This window comes from Pedobacter sp. PACM 27299, assembly GCF_001412655.1.
Taxonomy (GTDB): Bacteria; Bacteroidota; Bacteroidia; order Sphingobacteriales; family Sphingobacteriaceae; genus Pedobacter.
This window is the reverse complement of the sequence record NZ_CP012996.1, coordinates 4,359,189-4,373,965: the sequence shown is the minus strand read 5'-3', so window position 1 is coordinate 4,373,965 and position 14,777 is coordinate 4,359,189. Positions and strand designations below refer to the sequence as shown.

The window sequence follows — 14,777 nt, the reverse complement described above, 5'->3', positions numbered from 1 at the left end:
AATTAACGATATGCAAGACACCGTCCTAATCATTGATGACGAGAAAAAGATCTGCAGCCTTCTGGCCAGGATTATTGAGCTGGAGGGATTTAAGGTGTTTCAGGCTAACACCGGAAAGGAAGGATTGAAAACCCTTGCCATGCAGGATGTGAATGTCGTGATCAGCGATGTGAAATTACCTGATTTCAACGGCGTAGAGCTGGTAAAAGAAATCAAAAAGATAAAGCCTTATGTAGAAGTCATTAACCTTACTGCTTTTGGAACCATTTCGGATGGGGTCATGGCCATGAGGAATGGTGCTTTTGATTACATCACCAAAGGTGATGATAATGATAAGATCATTCCACTGGTTTATAAAGCAATGGACAAGGTGAAACTTCAACGCAGGGTGTATGACCTGGAGAATAAAATCAGCAAAAAATATAGCTTTAGCAGCATTCTGGGACAGTCGAAAGCCATGAAAGAGGCATTGGACCTGGCGCAGAAAGTTGCTGGTACAGACACTACGGTACTCTTATTAGGAGAAACTGGTACTGGTAAAGAAGTTTTTGCACAGGCGATTCATTATGAAAGCCCCAGAAAAAATAAACCTTTTGTTGCGTTGAATTGCAGCGGATTTAATCCGGAGCTTTTAGAAAGCGAGCTTTTTGGGTACAAACAAGGTGCATTTACGGGAGCGAACAAGGATAAGAGAGGTTTATTGGAAGAAGCCCATGAAGGAACTTTATTCTTAGATGAAATCGGAGAGATGAACCTGGATTTGCAGGCCAAATTACTGAGGGTATTGGAAAATCAAACTTTCATCAAGCTTGGAGACACACAAACTAGTAAAGTCAATGTCAGGATCATTGCGGCTACGAACAGGAGCTTAAAAGAAGAAGCCGATGCGGGAAGGTTCAGGTTAGACCTGTATTACCGGCTTTCGGTATTTTCTATAGAGCTGCCAAACCTCGCACAAAGGAAAACCGACATCATGATGATTGCCAGGCATTATTTAAAGGAGTTTGCCGCGAAAGTGAATAAGCAGGACTTTACAATGGATGAGCAATTTTCCGACTTGCTGATGAAGCATATCTGGAAAGGAAACATCAGGGAATTAAAAAACGTGATGGAAAGGGTGGTGATTCTTGCAGATGGGAATGTGGCTACGGCCAATTTGCTGCCTTATGAGTTCCATGCTGAAGTTCAGGAAGAAGATTCTATGAAAATGCAGGTGATGGAAAAACAGCACATCAATAAAGTATTAAAACATACCCGAGGGAATAAAACGGAAGCCGCCAGGCTATTAGGAATTGGTTTAACCACCCTATACCGTAAGATGGAAGAGTATAAAATCAGTTAAACTGATCAATAACCAACCATTCAATATGATAAAAAACCCTTCCAAAATGGAAGGGTTTTTTTATTTCCAATATTTTCGTTTTGATAAAAACCTGTTTTATTCATTGATAGTCAGTCTTTTGTGTATTGGTCTTCTCTTTTGGTATATAGATTGGCATAGCCCGGTCAAAACAAACCATATTATGTTAACAATCGCATTACTTCTTGCCCTACTCCTGATGGTCTGGGTATTCTACAAATCAATCGACTGGTTCGAGAAAATCTAAAAATTATGATCGCATTATTCATTATCGCAATCGCAGTATTTATCTACATGGTATACGTGCTGATTAAACCCGAAAAATTTTAATTAACTGTTATGAACACTGAATTACTAGGTATCATTGCCACCTACGCCCTAACCTTGCTGATCGGAATCCCTTTGGGTATCTATCTGGCAAAGATGTTTGCAGGTGAGAAAGTCTGGACTGACTTTCTAAAACCCTTTGAAAAAGGAATCTATAAATTATCCGGAATTAACCCGGAGGAATCTATGAATTGGAAACAGCACATGAAAGCGCTGTTGATGATCAATATGGTCTGGTTGGTTTATGGCTTTTTTGCACTGATTTATCAGGATAAATTGCCTTTAAATCCAGACGGTAACCTTGGCCAATCACCGGATCTTGCCTTTAACAGTATCATCAGTTTTGTGGTGAACTGTAACCTGCAGCATTATTCAGGCGAAAGCGGGGCTACCTATTTCACACAGCACTTTGTATTTATGTTCTTACAATTTGTGAGTGCCGCTACAGGTATTGCTGCTGCAGTAGTCTTATTTAAAGCTTTCAGAGATAAAACAACGACTAATCTTGGTAACTTCTGGGTGTTTTTTACCCGCGCAATTACCCGTTTGCTGCTGCCACTTTCAGTAGTGGTTGCTATTATTCTTGCCTTTAACGGTACCACTACCAGTTATGAAGGTAAAGACCAGTTTATTTCATTGCAAGGCGATACAGTACATGTTTCCCGTGGTCCGGCAGCAGGTTTTGTAGCCATTAAACATTTAGGAACAAATGGTGGTGGTTGGTTTGGGGTCAATGGTGCGCATCCATTGGAAAATCCAAACTACCTCACCAATATGGTGGAATTGATTTCACAAGTGATCATTCCAATTGCCATGGTTTTCGCTTTTGGGTATTTTATCCGCAGGAAGAAAATGGCCTGGGTGATCTTCGGGATCATGACTTTAGGGATGATGTTGTTGCTCGTGCCTACCGTCATATCTGAAACTGGAGGCAGTCCGAATATTGCAAAAATGGGCGTTAGTCAGCTCACAGGAGCGATGGAAGGGAAGGAAATCCGGTTTGGACCTACCGCAACTGCTTACTGGAGCACAGTAACGACAATTATTTCGACCGGCTCGGTGAACTCGATGCACGATAGTGCCATGCCTTTAACCGGGATGTATCAATTGATTGCCATGATGATGAACTGCTTTTACGGCGGCTGTGGTGTAGGAATCTTAAACTACTTCATATTTATCATTATTGCGGTATTCATTTCGGGATTGATGGTGGGTAGAACACCGGAATTCCTCGGACATAAAGTAGAAGCCAGAGAGGTTAAAATTGCTTCTATCATCGCGCTTTTACACCCTTTTATTATCCTGGTTGGGACGGCCCTTGCCGCTTATACTGTCACTAATTTCCCGGATGCAGATTGGTTGGTGAAACCGGCAAGCTGGTTAAATAATCCTGGTTTTCATGGTTTTTCTGAGATGCTGTATGAAAACACTTCAGCAGCTGCCAACAACGGATCTGGCTTTGAAGGTTTGGGTGATAACAACGTCTTCTGGAACGTGCTGACTGGTTTTGTGCTGATCCTTGGACGTTTCCTTCCAATCATTGGTCCGGTAGCTATTGCTGGATTATTGGCCTCGAAGAAATACATTCCTGAATCTGCAGGTACTTTAAAAACAGATACGTTAACGTTTGGTGTGATGACGTTTGTGGTCATCGTGATCATCGCGGCACTTGCCTTTTTCCCTGCGCTCACACTTGGTCCTTTAGCCGAACATTTCAGTATGGTCAAGTAAGAAAACAACATTAGGCATCTATAAAAAACAAAAATATGGTGATGAAAAGAGCTGAGATCTCCTGATCACCATTGAAAAACAAAAGATTATAATGAAAAATAAATCCAACATATTATTTGAACCTGCTTTAGTGAATACCGCATTAAAGCAATCATTTATCAAACTTGATCCGCGTTTGATGATCCGGAATCCGGTAATGTTTACCGTAGAGATTGGAACATTTGTGATGCTGTTTGTCACCATTTATTCCATCAGTAATTCCAGTCAGGGTTCCTTCGGATATAACTTTGTGGTATTCCTGGTGCTGTTATTAACTGTTTTGTTCGCCAATTTTGCAGAGGCTATCGCCGAAGCAAGAGGTAAAGCACAGGCAGATAGTTTACGTAAAACCAGAGAAGAAACACCTGCAAAAGTAGTGATGAGCGATGGTACTATTGTAGTTCGCTCTTCTAATCAATTGAAAAAAGGAGATGTGTTTTTCTGTGAAACCGGAGATACCATCCCAACAGATGGAGAGATCATTTCAGGGATTGCCACCATCGATGAATCGGCAATTACAGGAGAATCTGCTCCGGTAATCCGTGAGTCTGGTGGTGATAAATCATCGGTCACTGGTGGTACAAAAGTCCTGTCAGATCAGATTAAAGTGCAGGTAAGCACTGCCCCCGGAGAAAGCTTCCTGGATAAAATGATTGCTTTAGTAGAAGGCGCTTCCCGCCAGAAAACACCAAACGAGATTGCATTGACGATTTTACTAGCCGGTTTTACCCTGGTGTTTATCATCGTATGTATCACCTTAAAACCATTCGCTGATTACTCCAATACACCGATTACGATTGCTTCTTTCATCGCACTATTTGTATGTCTGATTCCAACAACAATTGGCGGTTTGTTATCGGCAATCGGTATTGCGGGAATGGACAGGGCTTTAAGGGCTAATGTAATCACGAAATCGGGTAAAGCTGTAGAGACTGCAGGTGATATTGACGTGTTATTATTAGATAAAACCGGAACAATTACCATTGGTAACCGTAAGGCTACTCACTTTTATCCAACCGCTGGAATCATCATTAAAAGCTTTACTGATGCTTGTGTACTGAGCTCTTTAGCGGATGAAACTCCGGAAGGAAAGTCGATTGTTGAACTGGCAGCAGCACAAGACCCTAAGCTGATTACTACTGCTCCTGAAGGTTCGAAGTTCATCAAATTTACCGCAGAAACGAGGTCTAGTGGTTTAGATACTCAGGATGGCAGACGCATTAGAAAAGGTGCTTTTGATTCGATCAGAAACATAGTGCTGGCTGCAGGAAATCCTTTCCCAATGGACATTGAAGAGCAGGTGAAAAGAATTGCCAGCAATGGGGGTACGCCGCTCGTAGTTTCAGAAAATGAGCATGCTTTAGGTGTGATTGAACTGCAGGACATCATTAAACCTGGGATCTCTGAGCGTTTTGAGCGTTTGCGTAAAATGGGGGTGAAAACAGTAATGGTGACTGGTGATAATCCATTAACGGCTAAGTTTATTGCGCAGAAAGCAGGAGTAGATGATTTTATCGCAGAGGCTAAACCTGAGGATAAAATGAACTATATCAAAGAAGAACAGGCATTGGGCAAATTAGTAGCCATGATGGGTGATGGTACCAATGATGCGCCAGCACTGGCACAAGCAGATGTAGGTGTGGCCATGAACAGTGGTACTCAAGCCGCAAAAGAGGCAGGTAATATGGTGGATCTGGACAACGATCCAACGAAACTGATCGAAATCGTTGAAATTGGAAAACAGTTATTGATCACCAGAGGAACCCTGACTACGTTTTCCATTGCCAATGATGTGGCCAAATATTTTGCCATTGTACCTGCTTTGTTCATCGTGTCAATTCCTGCTTTACGCAGTCTGAACATCATGAATCTGCACAGCCCGGAAACAGCCATCTTATCCGCTGTGATATTCAATGCAATCGTGATTCCTTTATTGATTCCGGTTGCTTTACGCGGGGTATCTTATAAGCCAATTGGCGCAAGTGCATTGTTACGCCGCAACTTGCTGATTTATGGAATTGGAGGCGTAATCGCTCCATTTATCGGGATAAAATTAATTGATATGGTGATTTCCCTGATGGCCTAATCGCATTGTAAAAAGATCATATAAAATATTAAAATACACATTGTCATGAAAAAATACATCATACAATCACTTAGATTAACCGGAGTACTCCTGGTACTGCTTTGCATCATTTACCCATTAACTATTGCTTTCATCGGGAAATTTACACCAGGTGAAGGAGGTGGCGAGAAAATCACTAAAAACGGTAAGGTGGTGGGGTATGCTTTAATTGGCCAGTCCTTCACAAAACCAGAATATTTCTGGGGCAGACCTTCAGCTGTAGGTTACAATGCGGCAGGTTCCGGAGGTTCCAATAAAGGCGCAACAAACGAGGAGTATCTGAAACAGGTCTCAGAGAGAATTGATACGTTGTTGAAATACCATCCTTATTTGAAAAAAGCAGATATCCCTTCGGATATGGTAACTGCTTCTGGAAGTGGATTAGACCCTGATATTTCAGAAACCGGAGCCATTATGCAGATCAAAAGAGTAGCGGCTTACCGTAAACTGAGCGATAGGACAGTAGCAGAATTGGTACTGAAAAATACCGAAGGCCCATTGTTCGGTCTATTCGGTCCGTCAAAAGTGAATGTGCTCAAATTAAATGTTGCCCTCGATGAGTTAAAAAAATAAGTATCCCTCCCGATTGTGCTGCCTAAACTAAACGCGTTTGCCAAACCATAAGGTTTGGCAGCCCGACGGGGAAACTATGCTTAGAAAATTTGGAGCTCATCCATAAAAAACAATAAAAAAGGCGGAAAGGGGCCTGTGTAAATCCCTTAAATGAAATTACAAATGAAGCGATCAGCAGGTGTTTACAAACGTTGTGAATAGACTGGCGGAAGTTTTATAATAGTTAAAAATAGATATATCAATGAAAAAATTAATAGCATTATCAGCTGTATTAGGCACTGCCATTTGTTCTTATGGGCAGGAAGAATCAAAGATTAAAGTCTCAGGTTATGTAGAAGCGTCTTATGGTTATGATTTCAACAGACCTTCAGACAACAACAGACCTGGGTTTATTTATTCTCATAACCGCAGTAATGAAGTAGCCCTGAACTTAGGGTTTATTAAAGCAGCGTACGACAATGGCGCTGTACGTGCAAATATGGCCCTCATGGCCGGTTCTTATACCAATGCAAACCTGGCTGCTGAGCCTGGGGTATTGAAAAATATTTATGAAGCAAATGCAGGTGTTAAACTGTCAAAAACTCAGAACTTATGGATCGATGCAGGGGTGTTCTCTTCACACATCGGTTTTGAAAGTGCGGTATCAAAAGATTGCTGGGTACTGACCCGGAATATTTCTTCGGAAAATACGCCCTATTTTGAGACTGGAGCGAAAATCAGTTACGGAACCGCTGATGGGAAGTTTAGCGCAACGGTGCTTTACTTAAACGGATGGCAGCGCATTACCCGTCAGCATGAAAATTCAAAGCCTGCCGGGGGGCTGCAGCTGACCTGGAAACCTACAGATAAGATCACGGTCAATTATAGCAACTACTTAGGTTCGGAAGGTGCAGATTCGATACGTGTACAGCGTTTTTACCACAATGTGTACGGGATTTTCCAGGTCACGGATCATTTAGGTCTGACGCTTGGATTTGACTATGGTACGCAGCAAAAAGAGAAGGGTAAATCTGCGAAAAATGAAGTGCTTTCGCCGGTAGCGATCGCGCAGTACCGCTTTAACCCAAATTGGGCAGTAGCAGGAAGAGTAGAATATTATGAAGATAGAAAGGGAATGCTGATCGCTACCGGAACAGCCGAGGGATTTAAAACAACCGGATATTCTTTAAACCTTGACTATGCGCCGGTAACCAACGCCGTGGTTAGATTGGAAGGAAAACTGTATGATAGCAAAGACAAAATCTTTACACGTCGCGCATCCGCAGTAAATTATAATGCTGCAGTGACTGCAAGTATTGCGGTCTCTTTTTAAAATCATAGTTGAAGAAATATGTTCATCATTTTGTTGCTCAAAAGCGACTTATTTCCCCCTCCGGTCCCTTTCGTGATCTCAAAATGATGAACGTGTTTATGTTAAATATTATACAGCTATTCATGAGAAAAAGAAATTATAGTACCACAGCTGTTAAACTAATCCCCTTGCTGAGTGTTGCTCTGCTATTGGCGATATTGTTGTGGTATTTGATAGATCAAGCCTACGTGATTATTAAATGGTAAGCCCAGATGGAAGAGCAAAAACCAAGCGCAGTAAAAGATTTTATAGACCTTGTAAAGCGCTCCCGAAGGGGAAAGTTTAAGGTCTATATCGGTATGAGTGCGGGGGTAGGAAAAACCTATCGGATGCTGCAGGAATCTCATGCATTGTTAAAAAACGGGATAGACCTGCAGATTGGTTATGTAGAAACACATAGCCGCGCAGAAACACAGGCCTTGCTAGGAGGTATTCCCATTATTCCGAGACGTAAGCTCTTTTACAGAGGAAAGGAGCTGGAAGAAATGGACCTGCAATCGATCTTGAATATTCATCCGGAAGTGGTTATTGTAGACGAATTGGCCCATACCAATGTGGAAGGAAGCAAGAATACTAAACGCTGGCAGGATGTAATTGATATTTTGGAAGCTGGAATCAGTGTGATCTCTGCTGTCAATATTCAGCACCTGGAAAGTATGAACGCGGAAATTGAAAAAATTACCGGAATTGCCATTACTGAAAGGATTCCTGATAAAATATTAGAATTTGCTGATGAAGTGGTCAACATTGATTTGACCGCTGATGAACTGATTGACCGTTTAAAAGCGGGAAAAATATATGATGAGAGTAAGATTGCCCGGGCATTGGGGAACTTTTTCCAGTCGGAAAAGATACTGCAGCTTCGGGAAATGGCCCTGAAGGAGGTGGCACATCGCCTGGAAAGGAAGATCAGTCTGGAAATTCCTAAGCAAATCAAATTAAGACCGGAGCGTTTCTTGGCCTGTATATCCAGCAACCATGAAACGGCGAAGACGGTGATCCGGAAAACCGCAAGACTGGCTTCCTATTACAATTCCCCCTGGATTGTGTTGTATGTGCAGAATAGCAATGAGGGCGGTAATAGAATTAAGTTAGATTTGCAGCGGCATTTGATCAATAATTTTAAGCTGGCGACAGAGCTTGGCGCAGAGGTGATCAAAGTGAAAAGTGATGAAGTCACGCAAACCATCATGCGGATTGCAGATGAAAAAGAGGTCACCACAATTTGTATTGGAAAACCGCATTTAAATATTTTTCAGGTCGTATGGAGAACAGCTATTTTTAACCAGCTTTTAAAACACATTTCAACCACAGAAACTGATCTTGTGATTTTGTCATAATGGGATAATCCCCATTCCATGCAGGTCACTGGCGCAGTATAAAATAGAAGGACAATTTAACCAGAATATAATTCTTTATAACAACTAACAGTCATGAAAATTAAAACCAAACTCCGCCTTGGATTCGGATTCCTATTCATTGTGGTACTCTTTTTTGGGGCAATTTCTTTGTTTTACATGAATCAGATTTCATTGAGTTCAAAGGTGATCCTGAAGGATAACTATGAAACATTGAGCTATACCAGTAAAATGCGAGCGGTACTGGACGAACAGCCTCTACCGCTTTCCGGCGCTACCAGGGAGGAGTTTGAACGTTACATGACCATGGAGGGTAAAAATATAACGGAAAAAGGAGAGGGGGCAGCAGTTTCCGCTTTGGGGCAGGCTTATCAGGCCATGATGCTTCCCGGTGCCACTGACGATCAGGTTCATGAGGCCGTTACTGCATTAAGAGCGGAATTGAGAAAGATTGATCAATTGAATATGGCGGCGATTGTGCGTAAAAATGATACCGCCCAAAAAGCCGTGGAAAAAGCAGCACTTTATGTAATCTTTACCGCTTCTATCTGCTTCCTGATTCTATTCTCTTTTATCGTGAATTTTCCTGGTTTCGTAGCCAACCCTTTAAAGGAGTTTTCTGAAGCTATCCGCGAAATCTCGCGTAAAAATTACAAACAGCGCCTGGAATTTAATGGTACTGATGAGTTTTCTGAACTGGCGGTTTCTTTTAATACGATGGCCCAGGAATTGAATAAATGGGAAAATAGCAACCTCTCCAAAATCCAGTCCGAAAAGCTAAGGATTGAAGCGATTATAGAGCAGATGCAGGACGCCATTATCGGTTTAAATGAGAAAAAAGAAATCCTTTTCTTTAATAAAGTGGCTGGTGAACTTTTAAACCTGAATGGTCCGGAAGTGATCGGTAAAAATGCGCAGGAACTGATGAAAAAAAATGACCTGCTCAACCGGATTCTTCAGGATAAAACAGCAGAGAAAACGATGAAAATTTATGCCGATCAGAAAGAGTCATATTTCCAGCTGGAGAAAAGAGAAATTACGGTTCCCAGTTATGATGCGGAGGCTGATGTAGCGATGTCGCAAACAGGAAAAACAGCGGGAGAGGTGTACATCTTAAAAAATATCACGCAGTTTAAAGAACTGGATGAGGCAAAAACCAATTTCATTGCTACGGTATCCCATGAACTGAAAACGCCAATCTCTTCTATAAAAATGAGTTTAAAATTGATGGACGATGAGCGCGTAGGTTTGATGAATGGAGAGCAGAAAGAACTGGTACAGCACATCAGGGAAGATTGCGGGCGACTATTGAAAATCACTTCAGAACTTTTAGACCTGGCACAGGTAGAAACCGGTAACCTGCAATTGAATTTTGTGAAATCTGACCCCCGTAAGATTGCGATTTATGCCATGGATTCAGTACGCTTCCAGGCAGAGCAAAAATCTATTGAGCTGGAGCTGATCAGCAGAAATAACCTGCCGAAAATCTATGTAGATGTGGAAAAAACAGCCTGGGTATTGGTCAATTTCCTTTCCAATGCACTCCGCTATAGCCCTGAAAAATCTAAAGTGGTGATTCAGGTGATTGAAAATGCGGAACATATCGAGTTTTCTGTAAGGGATTTTGGAAAAGGTATCGAAGAGGTTTACCAAAAAAGGTTGTTCGATAAGTACTTTCAAGTACCTACAGACGGGAATAATAAATCCGGATCAGGATTAGGATTGGCGATTTCTAAAGATTTTATAGCAGCGGAAGGGGGTACGATCTGGGTGGAAAGTGCCTTAGGAGAAGGCAGTAGGTTCTGTTTCTCTCTGCCTGTTGCGGTTTAAGGTATTAAATGATAGAAAAATTCACATTCCTATAGGTTATTTTGAATTTTATGACAGTATTCAGAACAATGGGGATAGGAATGCAGCGCTGAACATCAGGCAGGAGCTCCTGCTTACATAGGATTATAGGCTGTTTTTCCTGGTTTTAATGAGCTAAGTAAAACATCATCAGATGTTTATGGTTGTGTTTTGTCGGGTGTTTCATCAAAATAAGTACCATTTTTACTGCTTAAAAAAGCGCCTGCATGGCGTCTTGCAGGCCAAGTTTGTGGAAATCCAGATTGCGGTTTGAAGACCAGAGCTGGAGAGGAAACAAAAAAAGCACGGATAGAAATGGCCGCAGCTGCAAAAGTACTGCGGGAATATGTTGGAGAAGCCGTAACTTTGCAAAAAAAAATATAACAGGCATCGGTATACTTGCCTGTTTCAATACATACAGCACACAGAATGAGAATACGTAAAAATGCGGTGATAACCGGAGTTGGAGGTTATGTTCCGGAAACTGTTTTGAGCAACCATGATCTGGAAACAATGGTGGATACCAACGAAGAATGGATCGTGTCCAGAACCGGAATCAAGGAGCGGAGAATAGTAAATGATGCGAGTATAGCCACTTCGGATATGGCTACAAAGGCCTTGATGAGGTTAATGGAAGATGGGAATGTGAATCCGGATGATATAGACTGTGTGATTGTATCTACATCCACTCCGGATTATGTGATGGTTTCTACGGGGAGTATGGTGTGTGAAAAAGCAGGATTGAAAAATGCCTGGGGTATTGATACCAACGCTGCTTGCAGTGGTTTCCTTTATGCCCTGACCTTAGGCGCAAGTATGATTGAAAGCGGCCGATGCAAACGCGTAGTTGTCATTGGTGCGGATAAAAACAGTTCGATCGTAAACTATAAAGACCGCAATACCTGTATTCTTTTTGGTGATGGTGCCGGAGCGGTTTTATTAGAACAAACAGAAGAAGAAGTAGGATTAATTGATAGTTATTTCAGAACTGATGGCAGCGGTAAGGAAAATCTTATTGTTACTGCCGGTGGCTCTAAACACCCTGCATCACAAGAAACCTTAGACCAGAAATTGCATTATGTGCGCCAGGATGGACGTGTAGTGTTTAAAGCAGCAATCCAGGGCATGACAGATACTTGCAGAGCAATCTTAAAAGCAAATGATCTGGACATCAAACAAATCAACTATCTGATTCCTCACCAGGCAAATTTAAGAATCATTCAGGCGGTAGGAGAGCAGCTGAACTTAACGGAATCACAAGTGAAAGTGAATATTGAACGTTACGGAAATACCACTGCCGCTACTATTCCATTGGTTTTATGGGATTTTAAAGATGATTTCAAGTATGGTGACAAGCTATTGTTAACCGCATTTGGCGCTGGATTCTCATGGGGTGCTACCTATTTAAAATGGGGCAAACTGAGAGGGAAATAGAACCTCCCCGCAGGGAAAATGATTAAAGAAAATCAAATGACAGTACAAGATAATATTACCACAGAAAACAGCATTACCGTAGAAGATAGAATTAAAGCTTCTGAGACCCGCATTTTTAAAGCGGTGTTTCCTAATACAACCAACCACTACGACACCTTATTTGGCGGAACAGCCATGCACATGATGGACGAGGTGGCTTTTATCACCGCTACGCGTTTCAGCAGGCAGATTATGGTGACAGTAAGCAGCGACAGGATTGACTTTAAAAAGCCTATTCCTGCCGGAACCATTGTTGAGCTGATAGGCACTGTTACACATATCGGAAATACGAGTTTGAAAGTGAGAGTCGAAATATATGTAGAGCAGATGTACTCCGAAGACCGCGAAAAAGCGGTAACCGGAGAATTTTCATTTGTAGCCATCGATGAACACAAGAAACCGATTAAAATATTAAAATAATCAAATGAAAAGCAGGCTCTGGTCTGCTTTTTTTATGCTTTTAATGGGTAAATCCCCGGATTTGTTCCTTATCTTTGCGCCAGATGTTAATCAAACCAACAGCCATATTGCTTTTGTTCAGTTTACTTACTGTAAACTTTGCCAATGCCTTTGTATTTGCTGGTTTTGAGATGAATCAGCGTTATATCGCTGCCGAACTCTGTGTGAATAAAGATAAACCCCAGCTGCAATGTAATGGGAAGTGCTATTTAATGAAAAAGTTAAAACAAGCGCAAGACAAAGAACAAAAGCAGGAAAGACAAGCACAGAAAACACAAATTCAAGATGCACTCGTAGTAAATCCATTTGTATTCAAACAATATGCTTTTGCGGAAATTACCTTACATGTTCCCGTTTCTACCGGAATGCCGCAGGAGCTGCTAAATGCCATTTTCCACCCTCCACAATTTCCAGTATAATTAACAAATTTTAGGATAAAAAGCGAATACTGGTTTTTGATAATCGGGTTTCCGCCTTTTTATGCCTTTTTGGGAATGCGCTGTTTTTGACGCGCTTAATATTTTGGTGTCTTTTAAAAGAGTAAAAATGAAGAAATTAGTTGGCGCAATGCTACTGGCAATTACTGCTATGGCCTGCACGGCCCCTGTTGATTATAAAAAAGAACGCGATGAAGTCATGAAATTTCATGACCTGGTTATGGGCGATCATAGTACGATTGTAAACTATCAAATGAAACTAGATACGTTACAGCGGAATATGGCAGATTTGAAAACCAAATTTCCTGAAATCGATACGCTGAAAGAAAAGGAAAATATCAAGGCGCTTTTGAAGGAGCTGACGGTTGCTGAAGACAGTATGAACGATTGGATGCATAAATTTGAGCCGGATATTACCGGTAAATCAAATGAGGAAGCCATCCAGTATTTCCAGGCGGAAAAAGCAAAGATTGTGGCAGTCGACAGCCTTTATAAAAAAGAGATCAAATCATCGGAAGCTTACTTCAGTAAATTCAAAAAGTAATGAGGGGAATTTTAGCTGGCCTGACCCTCGCTGCCTTGTTTCTTTCTAGCTGTAAAGACCAACCGAAAAGGTTGCCTTTTCTGCAGTTGGAACAAACAGAGCGGGTGGTCGATGGCAAAACGGTGATAGATAGCATTTTTAGAACGATTCCTGCCTTTAAACTCTTCAATCAGGACAGTACGGTGGTGACAGAGAAAGACTTCAATGGAGCGATTTATGTGGCCGATTTCTTTTTTACCTCCTGTCCGACGATATGCCCCACCATGCACCGGAATTTAATGAAAGTGTATGAAAAGTATAAAGGCAATCCCGAAGTTAAACTGGCTTCCCATACCATTGACGTGAAATATGATACCCCTTCCAGAATGAAAGCTTACGCGAAAAAGTTAGGTGTTGACGGTACGAAATGGGAGTATTTATGGGGCAGCAGGGATGATATTTATGCCCTTGCGGAACGTAATTACCTGGTTTCCGCACAAGAAGATAAGAATGCACCCGGCGGTTTTATCCATCAGGGATACCTGGTGCTGGTAGACAAAGAAAAACGCATCAGAGGGGCTTATGACGGAACGCTGGACAAGGATGTACAGCAGTTGATGTCTGATATGGATATTCTGTTAAAAGAGTATAAAAAATAAGTAGATGCCTAAACGCTTTACCGCAATTGTTTTATTGATGACCTTATTGCTGGCACAGTTCAGCAGGGTTTTCGTATACGCGGGGTTTGAGCTCAATCAGCAGTACATTGCGACGGTTCTTTGTGAAAATAAAGACAAGCCAGCCATGCACTGCAATGGTAAATGTTACCTCGCTAAAAAGCTGAAACAGGCAGAGGAAAAAGAAAAGAAACAGGAAAGAGATGCACAAAAGAAAAACGCACAGGATGTTTTCTTTGTGAAAGCAATTGATTTGCCTCTGCTTCCGCTTTGTTTAAAAACGCCTGAATTTCCTGGCGAGTTTTCTTTTGATCTTCCGGAAAGCAATAACGAGATTCCTCACCCGCCTCCCAGCATCTTTTTCATTTATTCTTAAAGATAGCAGGCTGCTTCTTTGACCAAAAAAAGCTCCCGCTATTCCCTTACAATTTATCAGTTTTTTTATAAAAAGTCCATTTTTCCGACTTAAGGGGAGGACTATGGCATCACTATTTCA

14 protein-coding genes are annotated in these 14,777 nt (G+C 41.6%); all 14 read left to right on the top strand.

What is annotated here, in order from left to right:
* Positions 1-10: 10 nt before the first annotated feature.
* The 14 genes from AQ505_RS18430 to AQ505_RS18365 all read left to right on the top strand — a co-directional run bounded on the left by AQ505_RS18430 (position 11) and on the right by AQ505_RS18365 (position 14,657).
* Entirely contained in the window at positions 11-1,342 is a 1,332-nt protein-coding gene (locus AQ505_RS18430; protein ID WP_062549527.1) for a sigma-54-dependent transcriptional regulator, read from the top strand.
* Between the two features lie 270 nt (positions 1,343-1,612).
* The gene (gene kdpF, locus AQ505_RS26110; RefSeq protein WP_082461871.1) at positions 1,613-1,690 is read left to right on the top strand and encodes a K(+)-transporting ATPase subunit F; all 78 of its coding nucleotides are present in this window, start codon (positions 1,613-1,615) and stop codon (positions 1,688-1,690) included.
* Between the two features lie 9 nt (positions 1,691-1,699).
* Positions 1,700-3,418, top strand: a complete 1,719-nt coding sequence (kdpA, locus tag AQ505_RS18425; protein ID WP_062549526.1) for a potassium-transporting ATPase subunit KdpA — start codon at positions 1,700-1,702, stop codon at positions 3,416-3,418.
* A gap of 91 nt (positions 3,419-3,509) precedes the next feature.
* On the top strand, positions 3,510-5,543 hold the full coding sequence (gene kdpB, locus AQ505_RS18420) for a potassium-transporting ATPase subunit KdpB (protein WP_062549525.1): 2,034 nt from the start codon (positions 3,510-3,512) through the stop codon (positions 5,541-5,543).
* Positions 5,544-5,588: 45 nt separating this feature from the next.
* On the top strand, positions 5,589-6,155 hold the full coding sequence (locus tag AQ505_RS18415; protein WP_062549524.1) for a K(+)-transporting ATPase subunit C: 567 nt from the start codon (positions 5,589-5,591) through the stop codon (positions 6,153-6,155).
* Positions 6,156-6,396: 241 nt separating this feature from the next.
* The gene (locus tag AQ505_RS18410) at positions 6,397-7,467 is read left to right on the top strand and encodes a porin (RefSeq protein ID WP_062549523.1); all 1,071 of its coding nucleotides are present in this window, start codon (positions 6,397-6,399) and stop codon (positions 7,465-7,467) included.
* Between the two features lie 251 nt (positions 7,468-7,718).
* Positions 7,719-8,846: a sensor protein KdpD gene (locus tag AQ505_RS18400; protein WP_062549521.1), complete on the top strand. Its 1,128-nt coding sequence runs from the start codon at positions 7,719-7,721 to the stop codon at positions 8,844-8,846.
* Positions 8,847-8,939: 93 nt separating this feature from the next.
* Positions 8,940-10,694, top strand: coding sequence for an ATP-binding protein (locus AQ505_RS18395; RefSeq protein ID WP_062549520.1), 1,755 nt, complete (start codon positions 8,940-8,942; stop codon positions 10,692-10,694).
* A 447-nt stretch (positions 10,695-11,141) separates the two neighbouring features.
* The gene (locus AQ505_RS18390; protein ID WP_062549519.1) at positions 11,142-12,146 is read left to right on the top strand and encodes a beta-ketoacyl-ACP synthase III; all 1,005 of its coding nucleotides are present in this window, start codon (positions 11,142-11,144) and stop codon (positions 12,144-12,146) included.
* A 72-nt stretch (positions 12,147-12,218) separates the two neighbouring features.
* Positions 12,219-12,605, top strand: a complete 387-nt coding sequence (locus tag AQ505_RS18385; protein ID WP_062551108.1) for an acyl-CoA thioesterase — start codon at positions 12,219-12,221, stop codon at positions 12,603-12,605.
* Positions 12,606-12,688: 83 nt separating this feature from the next.
* Positions 12,689-13,063: a hypothetical protein gene (locus AQ505_RS18380; protein WP_062549518.1), complete on the top strand. Its 375-nt coding sequence runs from the start codon at positions 12,689-12,691 to the stop codon at positions 13,061-13,063.
* A 127-nt stretch (positions 13,064-13,190) separates the two neighbouring features.
* On the top strand, positions 13,191-13,625 hold the full coding sequence (locus tag AQ505_RS18375; protein WP_062551107.1) for a hypothetical protein: 435 nt from the start codon (positions 13,191-13,193) through the stop codon (positions 13,623-13,625).
* Positions 13,625-14,263: an SCO family protein gene (locus AQ505_RS18370; RefSeq protein WP_062549517.1), complete on the top strand. Its 639-nt coding sequence runs from the start codon at positions 13,625-13,627 to the stop codon at positions 14,261-14,263. The genes AQ505_RS18375 and AQ505_RS18370 overlap by 1 nt, the downstream gene beginning before the upstream one ends.
* Positions 14,264-14,267: 4 nt before the next feature.
* Entirely contained in the window at positions 14,268-14,657 is a 390-nt protein-coding gene (locus tag AQ505_RS18365; protein WP_062549516.1) for a hypothetical protein, read from the top strand.
* Positions 14,658-14,777 lie beyond the last annotated feature (120 nt).